We start from the raw sequence: 19,356 nt of genomic DNA, 5'->3' as shown, positions 1-19,356 counted from the left end.
GGTATGTCTACCATATATGCTCTCTCTACAGTGTTCGGGAAATCCGGGGTGGCTGTTTTTAGAGTTTCCGGCCCAGATGCACTTGGTGTCCTAGAAGTCCTGAACCTGGGTGTTGCAAGCGTGAAGCCGAGGTCTGTCCACTTTGCTAAACTTTATGAAAAAGATTTACTCCTAGATGAGTTGTTGATTATATATTTCAGTGCGCCAGCTAGTTTCACTGGTGAGGATGTCGTTGAGATACATTCACATGGGAGCATAGCAATCCTGCGTTATATCACGGAGAGACTCTCACAACGCTTCGTTCTCGCTGAGCCCGGCGAGTTTACCAGAAGGGCAGTGCTTAATAATAAAATGGACCTCACAAAAGCTGAGGGAATAATAGATCTAATCAATGCCGAGACCTCTGCTCAATTGAAACAAGCGTCAAGGCACATTTCTGGGCATCTGGAAGAAGAATATGATTCCATACGGATGAAGGCCATACGATCACTTTCACATCTGGAAGCATATATAGACTTTCCAGATGAGGAGATTCCTGTAAGTGTAGTGGATAGTGTCACGCGATCCGTGGAAGAGCTAATAGGATTAATTTCCAATCATCTCGATGATGGAAGGGTGGGTGAGAAAATCAGGAAAGGCTTCCTGATTACCATCATAGGGAAACCAAATGCTGGCAAGTCGACGCTTTTTAACTATCTTGCAAAGAGGGAATTGGCCATAGTCACTGACATTCCAGGAACCACAAGGGATGTGTTGGAAGTAAAACTTGATTGTAATGGCTATCCTATCGTATTGCTGGATACAGCAGGAATACAGGATACTGATGATAAGATAGAAAAGGAAGGTATCGCTAAAGCAATCAACAGTGCCTCCGATTCTGATATAGTAATATTCCTCAGAGATATTAGTGAACTGCACGCTCCTTGCTCCGATGCGGATACTAGTAAGCTCACTGAATTATTAGAGCACATTGAAGCTCGAGAACTTCCCATCATCAGGGTCGCGACTAAAGCTGATGATTTCTCGGAGTCATCACGGTATGATGTGACTAATGAATACATATTATTATCAGTTCATAAAGAAAAAGGTGTAGAACTTCTACTTGATAAGATCTTTTCGATTATTTCAACAGTTGATAGAGAATCCTATGTTATTACACATCAGCGACACCGAGTTGCGCTCGAAGGAGCTCTTATGCACCTCCGACGTTTTTCTTTCGACCTGTCGATAGAGCTTGCTGCAGAGGAATTGAAGCTAGCAGCAGACTATATTGGAAGTGTCACAGGGAAGATTAAGCTAGATGAGATATTGGATGAAATTTTCTCTACGTTCTGCATAGGAAAATAGAGTGCGCCTATATACGCTAGTAGGCGCAGTAGGATTGAATGAAATATTCTGCCTTTTGAATCCAGATTTTTCTATGGATGTACCAATCAATAGAGTCCAGTCAAGATTCGTCTGTCCTTGAGAATCAGGATCAGAGTTGTATTGAAATGCACGAGATTTCATAGTAACTACTCTCGTAGAACAGCGTTTTGAGAATCAGAAGTTGTTTCCTGTGATTCTGTGGTACCTTAGTAGGATATCCAATGTCAGTATATATGCCACACTGGCCTAAGCCATTAGGTGAAAGGCCGCTTGAAATTGATTTGGAATTATATAGAGTCATCGACGTACTGGAGAGGTTAGGTAGTCCACATAGAAAGGTTCCGCCAGTTATGCACGTCGCAGGGACAAATGGTAAAGGTTCGACTATTGCATTCCTTAGGTCGATCTTGAAAAGTGCCGGATATTCACTGAATATCTATACCTCACCGCATCTGAGGTATTTTAATGAGCGGATAGTTATCTGTAATGAAGAGATTAGTGATAGAGCTCTTTATGATGTCCTAGAAGACGTTAGAGTTGCCTCTAAAGGAGAGAAACTGACATTTTTCGAAGGGACAACACTTGCTGCGATCCTTGCATTTTCGCGAACTAATGCTGATTTCTCTCTAATCGAAACTGGCATGGGAGGTAGATTAGATGCTACGAATGTCTTTCCGAAACCTCTCATCACGATTATTACATCCATTGACTTGGATCATACAGAATATCTTGGAAGGAGTACCCCTGAAATTGCATATGAGAAGTCGGGTATAATGAAGAATGGGGTTTCCTGCGTCGTTGCGGGACAGACCGATGAGGTGATGAAAGTAATCGAAAAAGTAGCGGCGATGAGACGTGCTCCGGTATTTCGACAAGGGTATGAATGGAATGTTTCGAAGAGTCAAGGTTGTTTGTTATTCGAGACAGGTGGTTATCAGGAACTGTATTCACTGCCGAATTTGAGGGGTGATCATCAGATCGTGAATGCAGGGAATACAGTTGCAGCAGTAACAATTCTTAGAAATAAATACGGTTACGATGCGATCACTGCCGAATCGATTAATGAAGGCCTGTCAAATGCGATCTGGCCAGCGAGATTGCAGCGCGTAAGTAGAAACACTAATGAACTTGTTAGAATACTTCCACAGGGGTGGGAACTATATATAGATGGTGCGCATAATCCTGCTGGAGCAAAGACGATTTCTGAATGGCTAGGAGAATCTAAAGCACATATCATTTTGGGTATGACGCGGGGTAAAGATGTAAAAGAATTCTTATCACGTATTAAGTCAAATATTGAGACAATTGCTGTGGTATGTGTACAAGGTGAACCGCGAAGCCAAACTCTTGAGGAGATTTCAAAACCAGTGCTGGAATTAGGTTGTGATTGCTTTAAAAGTGCCTCGCTTAAGGATGCCGTGCAGAACGCAGTCTACACCAAATCAGGGGTTACTAAGATCATCATATGTGGATCCTTATTCCTCTTTCGTGACCTGGCAAGCTACGGGGAAATAGACTAAACTAAGAGACCTTGTACGCAAAGAATGTCCCTAGTACCCTTGTACTGCATCCTTGCGCGATAGCTGGTCCAGGACGTGGGTATTGATCACACTTTTTGACGGTCCTCGATTTCTCGCCTGAAGTTCTTTATGAGACCTTGTATAGGCCATGAAGCAGCATCCCCTAATGCACAGATCGTGTGTCCCTCTATCTGTTTTGTGAGTTTCAGAAGCGTATCGATGTCGGATTTCTTTCCTGTACCCTCAGCGAGTCTTTTCATAATATTCCACAGCCAACCTGTACCTTCGCGGCAGGGTGTGCACTGACCACAAGATTCATGCATGTAGAAGTGGGAAAGTCTCTCGATCGCTCTTATTATATCTGTTTCTTTATTCATTACTATGATTCCGGCTGTACCCAAGGCGGTACCAGCTGCTTTGAGTGAATCAAAGTCCATCGTAATCGTTTCAGCTACTTCCTTAGTGATCATTGGCACTGAAGAACCACCCGGAATCACGGCAAGAAGATTATCCCAACCTCCTATGACACCACCTGCATACTCTTCAATGAGAAGTTTCAATGGTACACCTAAGACTTCTTCCACATTACATGGTCTATTTACGTGCCCGGAAATACAGAAGATCTTTGTGCCGCTGCTATTTTTTACACCAAGATTTGCAAACCATTCACTACCCCTACGTAATATCGTTGAGACGGATGCTACAGTCTCTACGTTATTAATAGTGGTTGGTTTGCCGTACAGACCACATCCTGCTGGGAATGGAGGTTTTAGTCTAGGCATACCTTTCTTTCCCTCTAGCGATTCCAGCAATGCAGTCTCCTCGCCACAGATATAAGCTCCAGCACCACGATGTACAACAATTTTCAAATTATCTGGAATGAGTTGAGCATCGGTTGCCTGCTCGATTGCCTTCTCCAAGATGAGCGACTCGTTATGGAATTCCCCACGTACGTATATGTATGTCACATCTATCCGCATTGCATGGCTTGCTAGGACTATTCCTTCGATGAGTTTATGTGGCTCAAAACGAAGAATATCCCGATCCTTACAGGTACCAGGCTCCGATTCATCTGCGTTAACAATCAGATATGATGACTGTCCTGGATTTTTTTTCTGTGGCATGAAGCTCCATTTCATTCCTGTTGGAAAGCCTGCGCCACCCCTGCCACGTAAACCGGACTTCTTTATTTCTCCTATTATCCACTCTGGATCTTTCGTGAGAAATGTATCCAAGTTCTTCCAGTCGCCCCGCAGTCTGGAATCGGCTAGCTCTATACTCTCTCTATTCCGTATATTCGGAAAAATTCTATCCTCTGCCTTGATCATGATCTTCTCCTAGTTGCAGCAATTATACAAAAGGTTGTGGAAAAAGTCATAATACTGATAATATGCTCAATTTTTTCATGCACTAGCTCCTGTTAAAATTCCGTGTTCATTAGGAATGGACTAGATAGGTGTACACATACCGTCACCGCCTTAGTATACCATCGACTATTTTGAATGATATGTTAGATCCATGCATCTTCAATGATTACTTGTGGTTTACTCACGGATTGCCAGTTTTCGAGTTTCACTTTTACCAGGAATCTCGTTGCTTCGCAGTTGAGTATTGCCTCTGTCAGTTTAGAGTTAGGATGGAATGCGATTCCACGAATTGTTTTATATGTTCTGATATCCCTCAGGGTACACGCTATGTGTCCATCCTCTCCTATGATCTTGCTGGTGACTACCCTCACACTTGTAAGCACAAAACGGGGCTCTGGATTCCCTGGGCCACATGGAGCTAGTACTTTCAGCTCTTCATAGAGATCGTAGGTGATTGTGTCAACATAAAGTTCGCCATCGACGTGGACAGTTTCCTGTATATCTATATTCTTAAAATGTTCCTCGAAGAATTGCTGGATTTCTGGTATTTTCCCTATCTCACAGGAAAAACCTGCTGCCATTCTGTGACCCCCTCCCTCGATGATTAGACCCTTTTCTTTTGCTGCTATTACTGCGGTACCTATGTTTGCATTTTTTATTGAACGTGCGCTTGCCTTCCCTATGTTGTTATCTATACTGACGATGATCGTTGGTAGGTGGTATCGGTCCTTTATTCTGGAAGCGACTATTCCTATTATTCCCTGATGCCAGTTTTTGCTGGCTACCATTATGACCTTTCTATTTGTGTTCTCTATTTGTGTGATGGCTTCTTGTAATGCTGTTTTCTCGATTTCCTTTCTTCTTAGATTCAGTGCTCTTAGGATTCTTGCGATCTCTGTTGCTTCACTGACGTCATTCGTCGAAAGCAATGTGCTTCCCAAAGAGGATTTGGAAATTCTGCCTCCTGCATTGATATGCGGTCCTATTATGTACCCTAAATGATATACATCAAGTTTTGTATAGATTTCTAACTCATGTATGAGTATTGATAGTCCCAGATTTTTCTTCTGATCGATTACTTTCAATCCTTGTTTGACTAGTGCACGATTTATTCCAGTCAATTTCACGATGTCGCATACAGTCCCAAGCGCCACCAGATCCAGATAGTTGATTAAGTTGGGTTCATCTCGTATTCCGTCGAAAAAACCGGTTGCCCTCAATGTGGCGTTCAATCCTATTATCAGGAGAAAAGATACCCCAACAGCAGCTAAATTTTCGGTGTGCCTTATGTGTGGCTGATCGATTCTATTCGGATTAATCACTGCTACTGCAGGTGGTATTACATCAGTACTTATGTGGTGATCTACCACGATGATGTCCAAACCGATTGAATTCGCTGATTCTATTTCCTTGTGTGCGAGGATCCCACAATCAACTGTAATACATAATGTATACCCTTCTTCCCTCAGCTTAGTGAATGCGGTACTGTTTGGGCCATAGCCCTCAGTGATTCTATCTGGGATATATATACTTACTTCCTTACCTATGTTCCTGAGGTAGTTTTTTATCAGGGCAGAAGATGTTGCGCCATCAACATCATAATCTCCATAGATAACTATCTTTTCATTTTTTTTTATTGCCTCCAGTATTCGCTCTACTGCTTGCGCGACTCCGAGTAAGCTGAATGGATCCGGGAGTGTATTCCTCAGTTTTGGATCAAGAAAAGCTGAAATATCATCCTCAGTCTCTACTCGATTGTACAAAACCGATGCAACAATCGACGACAATCCAAATTTTTGTTTTATGAAGAGTATCTCCTTTTCTGGGACCTCGTTGAGCGACCAAATTGCGCCTTTAACCGAGACTTTAGATTTCTCAAGAGTCGTTATACTTTTTTCCAATTTAGAACTGATGCGGATTATAACTCATTATAGTCTATAACATTACTTGGGATGCCTCATCCATTTCGTTGTCAGTGAACTTGATTCATGGGAGATTCTGGTGTGCTATCTTTGCTGCGTAGTAGGGTGGAGGAGAGATTATTCTTTCTTATGATGATATTTGAGATTCTAGATTTTTCTGTTCTACTAATGAATTTCGAGCGCATGCATTTGTGTAAGTAATCTCCTCGATTGAAAACAGCAAACCTCACACTACGGATTATTTCTTCCCATCTTTCCCATAGGTGGATTGTAGTAGCGCTGTCCATACCCATGATCCATGTGAATACACATTGTGGATAGCGTGATTTAAGTTGTTTTAATGTCTTATATGTATAGAGATCATTACTATTAACAAGTCTGATCTTACGGTTCATTCCCACGATTGCGCGAGCCCTTTTTTCCCTAACCTTAAACGACTCATACCGGATCTGTTTGAGTGGATTATTCTTACAAAAAAGCCACCAAACCTGATGTAGATTCAGTCGTTTCAGTGCTTCCAGAGAGAGATATAGGTGTCCGTGATGCGGCGGATTAAAGGAGCCTCCAAGTAAGCCTATTTTTAGTAACATCGGAAATGGATTTGTATTCCGCAAATATACACAAACATAAGAAAAATCCAAGTATGCCGTATCTTTATAGACGCCTGTAAATTGTTCCTGAAAAATAAAGACGTACAAACAGATAAACTTCTCAAAGTTAGCAAAGGTGCCGCTCCCTACTGGCGGCTTCATTATGTTTGTTAGCATCTCTGGATGTAATTCGATGCACAGAATATCCTGGACACCTGATATGATGTTAATATACGATATACTGTCCAACGTCATTACTGAGGTATCGAAACGACGCGACGACTTAAGAGTCGTCAAGGTAATGCAAAAGCATCATTACTTAATGTGAGGTTGTAATGTGCTTTACTGAAAGTCATATGCGTCACTTCTCCTGACTCATTTTCGAAGATAATCTCTTTTATCTGAAAGGGTTTTTCTTGAACGACTATGGAACATTTTCTACCATTAGATGATGTCTCCAAATACGAGAGTCCAGCCTTCTTGATACGGTGATACTGTGACAACTTCCCCACGTTGGACAGCATTTTCAAAAACGGATCGCCTCTACTCATAAAGAATTTCCTGGTCTCCTGGAGTTCGGAATCGTGGTAGGTGATCATTCCTTTATTTCCCGAGATGGAAATACCGCTATCCTGATATACGATCTTAAATCTGTGTGGCAGGGATAAGAAGACAACCCCCGTGCTTTTCGTACCATCCGGGTTGCGCTGCACGAAATCAGCTCGAAGCGTCTTAAAAGAAGCTAGTAACTCAGCAAGCTCTCCGTCCGTAGTGACGAAGGCAAGAGATACGTTCCAGAAAAAAAGAACCGACACCAGATACGCCACGACGGAAAGCCTTCTACACACCAACGTGAGATAATCAATTAAAACAGGCTAAGACTTTTTACTTGATAAATCAGATAGCAGCGCCATTATCTCGTCTAGTCTTTTATCCATCTTTGCTAGACGCGCACGCAACCTCTTCAGTGACTCTTGAACCTCGGTCTTGAAAGATTCTTCGGTACCACCTTCAAGGCCAGACATAAGGCTACCAAGTTTCTCCGGATCCTTCATATACTCGCTTTGCAACTTCATGAACGGTCCAAGAGCCTTCTGGAGCATCTCGGGATTTTCGGTGAACTTCTTGATCTGCTCCTGTACCGAAGCCATATACTCTTCGGACAGGCTTTCAAGATCTAGATCCAAATCCGAGTCATTGTTCTTTATATCATCTGCCACGAAAATTCCTCCTAAAAGTGCTACGAAACTCTAAAGACACGCGCTGTATCAAAATTCCAATGATCATGGTAACCTTGAGATAGATAGTAGTCAATCCGATGCCTGCCTCGGGGGAGATTATAGCGTGGAAAATGTAATAAATTTGTTAACTTCTAAAATTTTTCATGATATTGGAAACGTCAGTTCTCTTTTGAACTTCCTTGTGGAGATGAACAAAGATGATCCTGCTTTGCTCGATTTTAATGAACTAGCGGAAGTGAATAGTCGAATGCTGATTAATCTCCGTGTCCTTCAGTACTTGTTTCTTCCTCGAAGCAACAGCCCAAGTGCGCTCTCTGATATCACCAAGTACCTGGAGTACAAAGGTAAGGAAGTGCAGTTCCATTTTGATTCTATGTTCCTTATAGGGGAACGCTTTGTATTGATGGTTCATGTGTTGCTGCTGTTGAATAAACTGCTTATCGATCCAACTAAAATCGATGTTAGTGCGACCGATACGTGTATTGAGTTCAAAGCAGTTTCGAGAGCGCCGATCAATGGCAATCGGCTGAAAGCGTTCGATCATCTTGTCTCCACGCCTTTGAAGGATATCAGTTTATCTGATGATGCTAAGTCACATGTTTATTACATCAAGGAGATTCTCAAGGATTTGGTGTTGGGGATTGATACTATTGCTTCGGAGCAGGAATTTGTTCTGAGTATTGGTCCTCTGGATAAGGCGCCCTTTGCGTAATTAGAGGAATCTTCAATAGCCCTGGCGCGTTGGTTTTCGGTTTCTAGGTATTTTTTTTATTTGGAGTGCTTAATGAGATCTTATGATGTCGTTGTCATAGGCGGGGGACACGCGGGCGTCGAAGCTGCAGCTGCTGCCTCCAGGGTGGGTGCGACAGCAGCCCTTGTAACAAACAGTACTGACAATATTGGCGAGATGTCCTGCAATCCCGCTATAGGTGGGATAGGTAAAGGTACCGTCGTAAGGGAAGTAGATGCAATGGGGGGAATAATGGGTCTTGCTATAGACATGTCCAGTATACACTCCAGGATGCTCAATAGAAGCAAAGGGGCTGCAGTCTGGGGACCGCGTGCGCAGGCTGACAGAAAACTCTATAAGAGGGCTGTGTTTTCCTTACTTAAAGAATCTAAGAATCTCACGATCATTGAAGATCACGTAATTGATCTGATGATAAAAGATGGTTGTGTTTCTGCCGTTTGCACAGAGAGGAATGGCACTATTGAATGTGCTGCAGTCGTGCTTGCTACAGGAACTTTTTTGAATGGTGTTATACAAATCGGGAAAGAAAGAATCGAGTCTGGTAGATTTGGTGAGAAAGCTTCACAAGGATTAGGGGCTACAATCAGAAACTTTTTCAGAGTATCGCGGTTGAAGACAGGTACTCCGGCACGTATTTATAGGGATTCTGTAAATTATTCCGCCCTTACCGAGCAAGTTGGTGATACCCCTCCTGTACCGTTCTCCTATATGAGTACTGCTATCACTGTACCCCAAATCTCCTGTTATATTGCGCATACAAATCAAAGGACGCACAAAATAATAACGGATTCGTTACAATTTTCCGCAACTAGAAATGGTATATCATCTAGGGGTCCACGGTATTGCCCCTCAATTGAGGATAAGGTTGTTAGATTCGCTGAGAAAAGTAGTCATCAAATCTTTATTGAACCTGAGGGTCTGGATTCCGATCTAGTTTATCCGAATGGTATTTCTAATTCTCTACCTAGAGAAATACAGGAAGCTTTTATTCGAAGTATCGAGGGTTTGGAAAATGCGAAAATAGCAAGATATGCTTACGCTATAGAGTACGATTATGTTGATCCAAGAGAATTAAAGTCGACGCTAGAGACTAAACGGATAAAGAATCTATACCTGGCTGGACAGATAAACGGTACGACTGGGTATGAAGAAGCGGCTGGTCAAGGGATAGTTGCAGGGAGCAATGCTGCGGGATCTAGACTGGTTATCAACAGGGCAGAGGGTTATATAGGTGTGATGATAGACGATCTGAGCACTCTTGGTACAAATGATGAGCCATATAGATTATTTACCTCCAGAGCTGAGTATAGGTTAAACCTACGATCTGATAACGCTGATTTTCGTTTGACCGAAAAGGCATACAGGGCTGGCCTTGTTAATGCGGAGCGTTATGCTACCTACAAGAAAAAGTATGAAATCCTGGCTGAATATAAGGAGAGGCTGAAACAACTTATCATTACACCGTACACTCTCAATAATTTTGGTATCTCCATTTCTCAGGATGGTGTTAAGAAAAGCGCGTGGGATTTGATTGCATATCCTTCGATTACTTTCGAACATCTAGTGAGGGTGTGGCCTGAACTATCTGAGATCTCTTCTGAGTACATCCAGATGATAGAAACTGATGCAAAATATGAACCCTATCTATCCAGACAAGACCAGGATATCAAAATACTGAAGGATGATGAGGAAATAGAAATCCCTTCACATTTTGACTTCAGTGAAGTCAAAACACTCTCATCTGAGGTATTGGAAAAATTGTCCGCTGTTAAACCTGAAACGCTTGCTCAAACTAAAAGAATTCCTGGTATCACACCTGCGGCAGTTATATCGATTCTTATACACCTCAGAGCTCATTATAAAAAATAATGAATAGTATCTCAGACTATCCCTCCCATCAGCTATTGCTATGGAAAGGTTTCACTGATGGTTCAGAGAGTAGATGCTTATAACAGGTTTAGAAAGTGCGTTCCTGCAAAAATAGTTACAATGTTCAATAGCGAGAGTGCGGAGAGTGGGGCATGATAAAAGATTGAACTATTGCCCCCTAATTGCTGCCTCAGTAGAGTGAAGATTCTCCAACTATACATTAGAGCAATAATGCTTCCAATTATTAGTGTAGCTAGAGTCACATAATGACCAGTTTGGATCACTAGCATTAGAAGCTGTACCTTTCCAAGAAATCCTGCTGTAATAGGAATTCCAGCTAAGCTCAGTGTGCTAATGAGGAGATAACAATCCTGTACAAACGAATGTTTCTTATTTTTCTCAGATTGCACACCTCCTGAAAGGATAAATAATGCAGATTTTGCAAATGCATGTGCAAACATCTGTAACATTGCAATTGGAATGGAATACACTGAGTCTAGCGAAAGTGTCAGGATGATATATCCGATCTGTGAAACACTAGAATAGCTCAATGCTTGTTTGATCTCTTTGCTCAAAATAGCTTGTATTCCACAGAATATGATTGCCAGCGCACTCGAAATAAGAATAATCTTATCCAGTCCAACTACTGGGAAGATGAAAACGCGTTCGCCAAAGATCGTATATATGAACTTTGCAAGTAGGTAGAGTCCAACCTTGGAGCTCGTTCCTGAAAGAAAAGTCGCAACAGTCGTGCTCGTAGCGCTATAGCAACGTACAAGCCAGAAATGCAAAGGAAATATAGCGCACTTTGCACTTAGCCCAAGTATCGTTAGTAGTATCCCGGCCCGTCCTATTCTTGATGAAAAGAGTAACTCTGGAGCAGCTGCAATTGCAGTGATGTTGAGATTCCCTGTAGTCGCATATAGGAGACCGACTCCGATCAGATAGAAGGTTGCTGCGATCGTCCCTATTACCAAATATTCGAAGGCGGCTTTGTATGATGAATGAGTATGTTTTGTTGCTATCAGAGCATAGGTCGCTAAAGATGAGAGTTCGAGAAATACGTAAATATTGAAGAGATCATTCGATATAATCATTCCTGATAAGCCGGTGTGACATAGTATTAGTATGCTATAAAAAAAGTTTTTTCTTTCCTTCTGAAAAGAGTGCAGTGTCGCAGTCAAGGATATTACGTTTATCAGGAGTAACATAAGTGCTGTATACTTATCCGCAGTAATTTGAATTCCATACGCCGCCTCCCAACCACCCATCGTGTTGAATATCGCAGTCCCATCGACTGTGTGCGAAAGAAGTATCACTGCGCTTATAATTCCGAAGCTCTGCGCCGTGAGCAGCAGAACGAGTTTATAGATTTTGTTATTCGAGAAGACTAGAAACAGTGCAACCATCATAGGTATGATGACTATCAAGGCTAGAAGTGTTTCATGCATTTATAGATGATCTCCTTGTATAACTTCCAAATAGTGCATAACAGGGATACTTATGTGACTGATCATAAATAATCGAATGTGCTCCATGTAGCTAGAATAGCATTCATTTCTGACCCCGGACTGATTCTCGTATAATTGCGTTCATGCGCTTAGCTACGGACTTAGATCCCCAAATATATAGCATCAGTATTGCATCTTTCCAGATAGTTTTTTAATACAACGTTCCACAATCGCATCAGGTGTCATAGCGAAATGTTTATATAGTTCGGTATATGGCGCAGATAAGCCAAATTCTTCAATATTGAAGAGTGCATCGTCTGATATGTTAAACATCGACTTCATCATCAAACATGAACCTGATTCGACAGCAATAGAAATACTTCCTGGTTCAATGATTTCAGAAATGTAGTGATCTGGATTTTTCTTCAGCAGTGCCATACAAGGTACTGAAATAAGTGCAGTTGGGTATCCTAGTTCTTCCAGAATTCTCTGAGCTTCGGCGCAGATTGCAACTTCTGATCCACTTGCTATCAAAGAGATCCTAGCAGATTTACTGGATTTCCTGATTATATATGCTCCCTTTGCGCACATGTTTTTCTCAGATGGTTCTCGTTGTATGAAGTCTATTTTCTGTCTGGATAGGACTATCATCGATGGTGCATTTGTGATTTTCAGAGCATTTTGCCAGCACTCCAATACCTCTATGTAATCGCAGGGCCTGAACAGATATAAGTTTGGAATCAAATTTAGACTATCCAGATGTTCTATCGGCTGATGTGTTGGGCCATCTTCACCGACTCCTATTGAATCATGTGTCATGACGTATATGACTTGGATGCCCATCAGTGCGGACATTCTAATAGCTGGCCTCAGATAATCCGAAAAGATGAAAAAAGTACCTCCATAAGGTATCACACCTTTGTGTAATGCCATGCCGTTCATGCAAGCGGCCATGAAGTGTTCTCTGACCCCGTAGTATATGTAATTTCCGTTATATCTCTCCTTCGTGATTGCTCTGAACGGTTCTGGAGTAACGTTGTTGGAGCCAGTAAGATCACATGAGCCACCTATCATTTCTGGTATTCTGCTTGTCAGGAACTTGATAATTCTCCCTGAAGATTGCCTTGTTGCCTCTGAAGGAATCTCTGAACTCTTTAGTTTAAGCTCATCGAGTGATTTAGCTAACTCGTGATAGTCTTGTGCTCTAAGTGCGCGATTAAATTCTTCTGCGACCTCATGAGGAAGTCCTGAGAAATATTGCCTCCAGTTCTGGTATTCCTCGATGCTATGCAGTGTTCTCCATTTATTCAATACGTCTTCTGGTATTTGAAAATCCTCTGTTGGATAATTTAGTATTCTCTTAAATTCGATTCTCTCAGTTTCTGACAGACCACCGCTATGAGTCTTTTCTGTGCCTTCCTTAGGCATGAATCTTCCTATTATCGTTCTAGCTGCAATGATTGAAGGCTTATCGGATAATTTTGCATTTTCTATTGCCTTCTCTATTGCTAGGAAATCATGGCCATCAATTTCTTGTGTGTGCCAGCCATAGCTTTCGAATCTTCTCATATGCTCGTCTGAGGTGCACAATGATGTACTGCCATCTATCGAGATTTTATTATCGTCAAATAACAGTATTACTTTCCGGAGCTTCATGTGTCCTGCGAAAGATGCGGCTTCATGACTTATTCCTTCCATCAAGCATCCGTCACCTGCGATGATATAGGTGTGATGATCGACTAGCTCTCTCCCGAAACGTGCACTCAGAATTGCTTCTGCGAGTGCCATCCCTATTCCTATTCCAAGGCCCTGACCAAGTGGTCCAGATGTATTTTCTATTCCCTTTGCTACTCCATACTCGGGGTGGCCTGGAGTCTTTGAGTGTAACTGCCGGAAATTTTTAATCTCCTCCAAAGTGTAATCGGGATAGCCAGTGAGATATAGAAGTGAATACAGCAACATTGATCCATGTCCCGCAGACAGGATGAAGCGATCTCTATCCGGCCAGTCTGGATCACTAGGATTGAATTTCAGAAATTTTGTGAAGAGTACAGTGGCTACATCAGCCATGCCCAGAGGCATACCTGGATGTCCAGAATTCGCACGACTTACTGCATCTATTGTTAGTATGCGTATGGCAGCAGACATTCTTGCACTATCCATCATTACTCTGAATAACTATCGAAAAAGAGGATTGTAACATATCATGGTCGGTGCGTCCTCACTTACGGAAGAGAAATACACCTTCCATTTTCCTCATGTTGAACATGAAAAACAAAAAATCACTCAAATACTTTGATGCGCATTGAGATTGGTGTATTTATGCGATAATTTCGGAGCACTAACTTGCAGTCTCATATTTGCAAATGCCCGATCTATGAGTTCCTGAGATTTCTCATATCTTTCATCCGATGTAGGGGCATGCATGACGATTGTTATGACTCTTTTCCCCTTCCTATAGGCCAAGGAAGCCAAGTTATATCCTGCATAGTTTGTATATCCTGTCTTTATTCCAGCTATCTCCGGACTACTATGTAGGAGCTTATTTGTGTTATGGATCCACTCATCTTTGTATTTGAAAGATTTTAATCCAAATATGTGTGTGTACTCCGGGAAATCATTGATGACTCTCCTTGCGAGTATTGCCATATCACTTGCCGTACTAACATGATCTATAGCGTGGAGTCCAGTGCAGTTCCTGAAACGAGTATTCCTCATTCCGAAGGATCTGGCTTTTTTTGTCATCATTTTTGCAAAGTTTTCTTCTGAACCACCTATTTTTTCCGCAAGCACTGTCGCTGAGTCATTTGCTGATTTCATTACCATTGTGAGGAGCGCATCTTTGAGGCTCACGTATTCACCTGGTTTTAATCCCAGCTTTGAAGGGGCCTTGGATGCAGCACTCTCGGAAACGTAAAGTTTCTGATTCCATTTTAGCGACTTCTTTTTAAGATGGTCGAACACAATATACGCAGTCATCATTTTTGTCAGTGACGCTGGATATAGCACTTCATCTGCCTTTTCCTTTACTAGAACTCCACCTGTTTTCTGGTCTATAGCGATCGCTGATGTACAGTGAGCAAGACTAGAAGAGCTAATGAGACAAATCATCAAGAGTAGATTTTTAAGACTCAGCAACATGTACCCACCGATGGAGATGTACGTATTGTATTATTACAATCGAGGTAATTGCAATTTTGTGTTATCGAGCATGATCGGTACGTTGTTGTGTGTAGGGCTGAGTTTCAGCATACTCTGCAGAAATGTAGTCTCTGATGTTGCTATACCGATTGAGCTATCTACCACCATTGCGACATCTCATGAACTGGACCTTCTATCATCCGAAACAGATGTAGCTGTAGTATCCTGATTGTCTCAAAATTTACCTACCTGCCAGTGATCTGTTGTAATGGAGAAGGATCCTTATTAAATGTGACGGACTGGATAGTTGGATTATATATACGTATGTTCATTGCTGGACCACAACGCATTTTCGATCCTGGGTTGGATATTGATAAAAGATGCATGAAACTCATTACTTGTGCCAACCTTTTTTGCGTGGATTCGCGTTTTTTCCTGATTTGGCTCTGCCTCTCTATATTAATGAACTGATACAAATAGTAATGTTGATAGACACTTTCTTCGTACGCTACTCCTTCTTGACTTTCTTTTTCCTTTTTATGTACTGATGCGTCTATTGTTATCCGTGGGAGAGGTATTTTCTCTTTTTCATATTTTATCAATTGCAGGATTTTAGAGGACGATCCTTTTTTCCCCTCAACTGTCGCTGAAGATATCTTTGAGGGTGCAATGGCATCCGAGAAGCAAAGAACTATTTTCCGAAAAATTTCGTAAATTTTTTTCATACGTATGTTGCCAACAGATTAGTGCTCGAATACAAGAGACAACTTAATTTACAGTCTAAACTTCTCTAATGCAGAATCGACTATCTCAATCCTGAAGTATATAGTATCCATTTTATCCTTGATTCTAATAATACAGCAATCATCTGCGATCTTGTTTTACTTGGATGAATTTTTCACTGGCGCGAAAGTCCTTCGATGATACTGACTCACTCCGTGATCGAAGATGGCTTGAACATGGCTTTTTGTGCCATATCCCTTGTTAATTTTCCAGAGATATTGTGGATATAGTAGATCTAATTCCTCCATGAATACGTCCCTGGCGACCTTCGCCACGATTGAGGCTGCTTTTATTTCTTCATGTATTGTGTCTCCCTTAATTATGCTTATGACCTTTTTATACTTCCCAACATTGTGTATGACTTGCTGGCCGTCTATGAGGACTACATCTGGTGTGATTTGCAAATTATTTAGTGCCCTTTCCATTGCGAGGAGTGTTGCCTCCAGAATGTTCATATTTTCTATTTCTCTGACGGTTGCAACTCCGATGCCCCAATGTGCAGCCGAGGCGATTCTTGAATACCACAGTGATCTTGCAGTACTCGAAAGACTTTTTGAATCTCCAGGAATCGTCAGCGTCTCTTTAAGTATCACAGCGCCTGCTACGACCGGCCCAGCGATACTTCCTCTCCCTGCCTCATCCACGCCTGCTACTATGCTTTTCTGCATGTTCATTGGATGGCTCTACAATGGGAGAACATCTGAGAATGGCTCCATAAATCTGGGATCCAATTTTTAAATGCTGAGTCTTGCTTTAAAGTGATACTATAATACACAGCTTCGTGCAAAATAATGGAAATAAAATATAACCTCACTGAGATCAATGAGGTTGCAAAAATGATTGTTTCTATATTAGGGGAAAGGCGAATAATTTTCTTATATGGTGACTTAGGCTCAGGTAAGACACGTCTTTCTGGCGAGGTGATCAGATTAATGCTCGGTGATCCATCATTGATTGTTCAGAGTCCGACTTATGGTATTGTCAATGTCTATAAGTCGATTAGTAATACAATAGCCCACTTGGATCTCTACAGGATCAAATCTCCCTCTGAACTATATGAGATTGGTTTACAAGAAATACTACAACAGTCATTCTGTATAATCGAATGGCCTGAAATAATGCAATCTGGATTTTCGGTAGATCTAAGGGGCGTCTGCCAGCTTACCATCGGTAGCACTGAGGTCGATGATGAGCGGGTGCTTACCATTTTGAATCCCAGATCCCGGTCTTGCTAATACTATATCTGAGATAGTCTTAATTCTTTTACAGTGAGATTCGTGATATCTAACTCTCCGTGATTTACCAGGACTATGATACCTCTTTGTTCGAGCCTGGATTCAAAAAGTTCCACGAAAAGTTTGATACTCTCTGTATCCAGATAGGTGAAGGGTTCATCTAATATCCAGATCTTCGAGTTGAATAAAAGCAATTTTGCTAGAGCTACTCTTTTCTTCCAACCGCTAGATAATTTTTTCACTTCTACGTGAGCAATTCTGCCCAGATTGAAAAATTCTAATGTTGCTTCGAGTAGCGCTATGCGGTCTCTCAATTTCGCCCAGAAGAGCAGATTCTCAAATATACTATATTCCTCGTCACAAGCTGATTTTTCTCCAATATATGTGATTTCAGAATTGTATAATGTGTTTTGCGTTATAGGTTTCCCCTGGAATAATATCTCCCCGGAAAAATTTCTTATTATTCCGGCGATAATACGAAGCAATGTTGTTTTCCCAGAACCATTATCCCCTTTGATCCATAGGATTTCCCCGCTGTTCACGGTGAAGCTGATATTCGAAAATATCTCTACATCTTCACGCGCGAAACTTATGTTATTCGCCTCTATTCTGAACATGAAAGAGAAAGTTTCTTATATACTCATTCTTGGTTGTTTCGAGGGAAGTGGTGTCACCGTACCAGACTATCTTTCCATCATGTATCATGGCGACCTTATTTGAAATTCTCTTTGCACACCATAGACTATGAGTCACTGTAATACTCGAAACTTTTTCCTGTATAATGTAGTCCACAACTATATCTAGAATTCTACCCGAAGTTATAGGATCCAGGCCGGTCGTTGGTTCATCGAAGAAAACAATACTTGGCTGTGTAATAATCGCCCTTGCAATAGCGATTCTCTTTTTCATACCGCCAGATAGAGAGGATGGATATAGTTTCAATATAGCACTCGATAGTCCGATCTTTGGAATTATTTTCTCAGAAATTTTTATGGCCGTGTTCCGAGGTATGCTACTTCTATAGATCAGTGGGAAACACAGGTTCTCCAGAATTGTCATGCTATCGAAAAGGCAATCGTTCTGGAAGGAGATGGAAATATCATGCTTTTTTGTGTTTTCCTCTACGTTTTGTGCCACTTCAGAGCCATTTATCAATACCTTTCCCGTCCTATGTGGTATTAGGCCAATGATTGACTTGAGCAATACTGACTTACCTTCTCCAGATTGTCCGATAATGCATAAGTTCTCACCTGGTAGTAGGTCGAAGTTTAGATTCTTTACGATACTTCTATTCCCAAACGCTACTGAGAGATCGCGGACGCTAATCTTACTTTCCATAGAACATGAACAGAGTTATCAGATAGTTCATGAAGAGTATCAGTACGAATGACACTACAACGGAATTCGTTACAGCAAAACCGACACCCCTTGCTCCTCCAGTGCTCCTTAAGCCATTGAAGCAGCTAACACTCGTTGTAAGAAAACCGAAAAACAACGACTTCACTATGCCCGACATAAAATCCCCGTAAGAGAGGGATGCGACTGTATCAGATATGTAAAGCATGTGATTAAAGTGAAACTTATATATGCCTATCAGATAGCCACCTAATATTCCGTATACGTCTGAGATTACTGCTAAGATCGGAAAAGAAATCAGTGCTGCAATCACTTTAGGTGCAACAAGATATGCATGCACATCAATTGATAGTGATCGTAGTAAATCTACTTGTTCGGTGACCTGCATTGCTCCTATCTCAGCCGCTATTGTGGATGCTACCCTTCCTGCAACGATTATACCAACTACGACTGGTCCTATCTCGCGAGTAATCGAGGTTGTAAGGATATTTGCTACCATCATCTGCGATTGCATTACCTCGAATCCCATATAACTCTGGATTGCTAATATCGCCCCCACAAATGTGGCCGTAAATGCAACCACAGGAATAGAAAGGTAACCTATCGAGATCATCTGCTTAATCGTTTCTGCTAGGTATACTCTCCTGCAGTTTAAAAGGATATTGATATTGAAGATGACAAAATCACCGACTTTTTCTAAGGCGCTTCTGGTTATGTTATACATCGATGTGTTATGTGTATATACTGAAGATTGTGGCTTAT

General features: G+C 41.6%; 18 protein-coding genes. 5 read left to right on the top strand and 13 right to left on the bottom strand.

Annotation, left to right across the window (positions count from 1 at the left end; all coding sequences use genetic code 11):
- Positions 1 to 3 precede the first annotated feature (3 nt).
- Together mnmE and NHE_RS03030 are read left to right on the top strand one after the other, a co-directional pair.
- Positions 4 to 1,347: a tRNA uridine-5-carboxymethylaminomethyl(34) synthesis GTPase MnmE gene (gene mnmE, locus NHE_RS03035; RefSeq protein ID WP_038559864.1), complete on the top strand. Its 1,344-nt coding sequence runs from the start codon at positions 4 to 6 to the stop codon at positions 1,345 to 1,347.
- A 254-nt stretch (positions 1,348 to 1,601) separates the two neighbouring features.
- Positions 1,602 to 2,888, top strand: coding sequence for a bifunctional folylpolyglutamate synthase/dihydrofolate synthase (locus NHE_RS03030; RefSeq protein WP_232214968.1), 1,287 nt, complete (start codon positions 1,602 to 1,604; stop codon positions 2,886 to 2,888).
- 86 nt (positions 2,889 to 2,974) lie between these two features.
- On the opposite strand, the gene nuoF is transcribed toward NHE_RS03030, so the two are convergent.
- The 5 genes from nuoF to NHE_RS03005 all read right to left on the bottom strand — a co-directional run bounded on the left by nuoF (position 2,975) and on the right by NHE_RS03005 (position 7,987).
- Complete coding sequence (nuoF, locus tag NHE_RS03025; RefSeq protein WP_038559861.1) at positions 2,975 to 4,216, bottom strand: NADH-quinone oxidoreductase subunit NuoF; 1,242 nt, start codon at positions 4,214 to 4,216, stop codon at positions 2,975 to 2,977.
- 182 nt (positions 4,217 to 4,398) lie between these two features.
- Positions 4,399 to 6,156 carry a single-stranded-DNA-specific exonuclease RecJ gene (gene recJ, locus NHE_RS03020; protein ID WP_232214967.1) on the bottom strand — a complete coding sequence of 586 codons (1,758 nt, stop codon included), beginning with the start codon at positions 6,154 to 6,156 and terminating at the stop codon, positions 4,399 to 4,401.
- Between the two features lie 71 nt (positions 6,157 to 6,227).
- Positions 6,228 to 7,064, bottom strand: a complete 837-nt coding sequence (locus NHE_RS04215) for a nicotinate-nucleotide adenylyltransferase (RefSeq protein WP_232214966.1) — start codon at positions 7,062 to 7,064, stop codon at positions 6,228 to 6,230.
- Positions 7,061 to 7,615 carry a LolA family protein gene (locus NHE_RS03010; RefSeq protein WP_038559860.1) on the bottom strand — a complete coding sequence of 185 codons (555 nt, stop codon included), beginning with the start codon at positions 7,613 to 7,615 and terminating at the stop codon, positions 7,061 to 7,063. Before NHE_RS03010 ends, NHE_RS04215 begins: the two co-directional genes overlap by 4 nt.
- A 27-nt stretch (positions 7,616 to 7,642) precedes the next feature.
- Positions 7,643 to 7,987 carry a hypothetical protein gene (locus NHE_RS03005; protein ID WP_038559859.1) on the bottom strand — a complete coding sequence of 115 codons (345 nt, stop codon included), beginning with the start codon at positions 7,985 to 7,987 and terminating at the stop codon, positions 7,643 to 7,645.
- A gap of 124 nt (positions 7,988 to 8,111) precedes the next feature.
- On the opposite strand from NHE_RS03005, the gene NHE_RS03000 reads away from it, so the two are divergent.
- Both NHE_RS03000 and mnmG read left to right on the top strand, forming a co-directional pair.
- Positions 8,112 to 8,720 (top strand): hypothetical protein, encoded by a 609-nt coding sequence (locus tag NHE_RS03000; RefSeq protein ID WP_038559857.1) that lies wholly within the window; start codon positions 8,112 to 8,114, stop codon positions 8,718 to 8,720.
- Between the two features lie 72 nt (positions 8,721 to 8,792).
- Positions 8,793 to 10,628 (top strand): tRNA uridine-5-carboxymethylaminomethyl(34) synthesis enzyme MnmG, encoded by a 1,836-nt coding sequence (mnmG, locus tag NHE_RS02995; RefSeq protein WP_038559854.1) that lies wholly within the window; start codon positions 8,793 to 8,795, stop codon positions 10,626 to 10,628.
- A gap of 77 nt (positions 10,629 to 10,705) precedes the next feature.
- Here the strand turns inward: mnmG and NHE_RS02990 are convergent, their stop codons facing one another.
- From NHE_RS02990 to NHE_RS02970, 5 genes are all read right to left on the bottom strand, one after another.
- Positions 10,706 to 12,079, bottom strand: a complete 1,374-nt coding sequence (locus NHE_RS02990) for a proton-conducting transporter transmembrane domain-containing protein (RefSeq protein WP_051579636.1) — start codon at positions 12,077 to 12,079, stop codon at positions 10,706 to 10,708.
- 183 nt (positions 12,080 to 12,262) lie between these two features.
- Positions 12,263 to 14,245 (bottom strand): transketolase, encoded by a 1,983-nt coding sequence (gene tkt / locus NHE_RS02985; RefSeq protein WP_038559852.1) that lies wholly within the window; start codon positions 14,243 to 14,245, stop codon positions 12,263 to 12,265.
- A gap of 120 nt (positions 14,246 to 14,365) precedes the next feature.
- Positions 14,366 to 15,220: a D-alanyl-D-alanine carboxypeptidase family protein gene (locus NHE_RS02980; protein WP_051579635.1), complete on the bottom strand. Its 855-nt coding sequence runs from the start codon at positions 15,218 to 15,220 to the stop codon at positions 14,366 to 14,368.
- A 245-nt stretch (positions 15,221 to 15,465) separates the two neighbouring features.
- The gene (locus NHE_RS02975; RefSeq protein ID WP_051579633.1) at positions 15,466 to 15,945 is read right to left on the bottom strand and encodes a hypothetical protein; all 480 of its coding nucleotides are present in this window, start codon (positions 15,943 to 15,945) and stop codon (positions 15,466 to 15,468) included.
- A 156-nt stretch (positions 15,946 to 16,101) separates the two neighbouring features.
- Positions 16,102 to 16,677, bottom strand: a complete 576-nt coding sequence (locus NHE_RS02970; protein WP_038559848.1) for a ribonuclease HII — start codon at positions 16,675 to 16,677, stop codon at positions 16,102 to 16,104.
- Between the two features lie 117 nt (positions 16,678 to 16,794).
- Between NHE_RS02970 and tsaE the strand changes: the two genes are divergently transcribed.
- The gene (gene tsaE / locus NHE_RS02965) at positions 16,795 to 17,238 is read left to right on the top strand and encodes a tRNA (adenosine(37)-N6)-threonylcarbamoyltransferase complex ATPase subunit type 1 TsaE (RefSeq protein ID WP_038559845.1); all 444 of its coding nucleotides are present in this window, start codon (positions 16,795 to 16,797) and stop codon (positions 17,236 to 17,238) included.
- A 2-nt stretch (positions 17,239 to 17,240) separates the two neighbouring features.
- On the opposite strand, the gene ccmA is transcribed toward tsaE, so the two are convergent.
- Genes ccmA through NHE_RS02950 form a run of 3 tightly spaced genes read right to left on the bottom strand, consistent with a single transcriptional unit; the run spans position 17,241 to position 19,318 of the window.
- Positions 17,241 to 17,855 carry a heme ABC exporter ATP-binding protein CcmA gene (ccmA, locus tag NHE_RS02960; protein WP_038559842.1) on the bottom strand — a complete coding sequence of 205 codons (615 nt, stop codon included), beginning with the start codon at positions 17,853 to 17,855 and terminating at the stop codon, positions 17,241 to 17,243.
- Complete coding sequence (locus tag NHE_RS02955; protein ID WP_038559839.1) at positions 17,833 to 18,576, bottom strand: ABC transporter ATP-binding protein; 744 nt, start codon at positions 18,574 to 18,576, stop codon at positions 17,833 to 17,835. Before NHE_RS02955 ends, ccmA begins: the two co-directional genes overlap by 23 nt.
- Entirely contained in the window at positions 18,566 to 19,318 is a 753-nt protein-coding gene (locus tag NHE_RS02950) for an MlaE family ABC transporter permease (protein ID WP_038559836.1), read from the bottom strand. Before NHE_RS02950 ends, NHE_RS02955 begins: the two co-directional genes overlap by 11 nt.
- Between the last annotated feature and the right edge of the window lie 38 nt (positions 19,319 to 19,356).

The organism is Neorickettsia helminthoeca str. Oregon (genome assembly GCF_000632985.1).
Taxonomy (GTDB): Bacteria; Pseudomonadota; Alphaproteobacteria; order Rickettsiales; family Anaplasmataceae; genus Neorickettsia; species Neorickettsia helminthoeca.
Note: the sequence above shows the minus strand (reverse complement) of the source record. Positions and strands in the feature narration are given on the sequence as shown.

Bases quoted from the DNA above. Each gene is read 5' to 3' on its own strand.
- NHE_RS03030 (WP_232214968.1), top strand. From the start codon at position 1,602: ATGCCACACTGGCCTAAGCCATTAGGTGAAAGGCCGCTTGAAATTGAT.
- NHE_RS02955 (WP_038559839.1), bottom strand. From the start codon at position 18,576: ATGGAAAGTAAGATTAGCGTCCGCGATCTCTCAGTAGCGTTTGGGAAT.
- NHE_RS02975 (WP_051579633.1), bottom strand. From the start codon at position 15,945: ATGAAAAAAATTTACGAAATTTTTCGGAAAATAGTTCTTTGCTTCTCG.
- tsaE (WP_038559845.1), top strand. From the start codon at position 16,795: ATGGAAATAAAATATAACCTCACTGAGATCAATGAGGTTGCAAAAATG.
- mnmG (WP_038559854.1), top strand. From the start codon at position 8,793: ATGAGATCTTATGATGTCGTTGTCATAGGCGGGGGACACGCGGGCGTC.
- NHE_RS02950 (WP_038559836.1), bottom strand. From the start codon at position 19,318: ATGTATAACATAACCAGAAGCGCCTTAGAAAAAGTCGGTGATTTTGTC.
- nuoF (WP_038559861.1), bottom strand. From the start codon at position 4,216: ATGATCAAGGCAGAGGATAGAATTTTTCCGAATATACGGAATAGAGAG.
- tkt (WP_038559852.1), bottom strand. From the start codon at position 14,245: ATGATGGATAGTGCAAGAATGTCTGCTGCCATACGCATACTAACAATA.
- NHE_RS02980 (WP_051579635.1), bottom strand. From the start codon at position 15,220: ATGTTGCTGAGTCTTAAAAATCTACTCTTGATGATTTGTCTCATTAGC.
- ccmA (WP_038559842.1), bottom strand. From the start codon at position 17,855: ATGTTCAGAATAGAGGCGAATAACATAAGTTTCGCGCGTGAAGATGTA.
- NHE_RS02990 (WP_051579636.1), bottom strand. From the start codon at position 12,079: ATGCATGAAACACTTCTAGCCTTGATAGTCATCATACCTATGATGGTT.
- mnmE (WP_038559864.1), top strand. From the start codon at position 4: ATGTCTACCATATATGCTCTCTCTACAGTGTTCGGGAAATCCGGGGTG.
- NHE_RS02970 (WP_038559848.1), bottom strand. From the start codon at position 16,677: ATGAACATGCAGAAAAGCATAGTAGCAGGCGTGGATGAGGCAGGGAGA.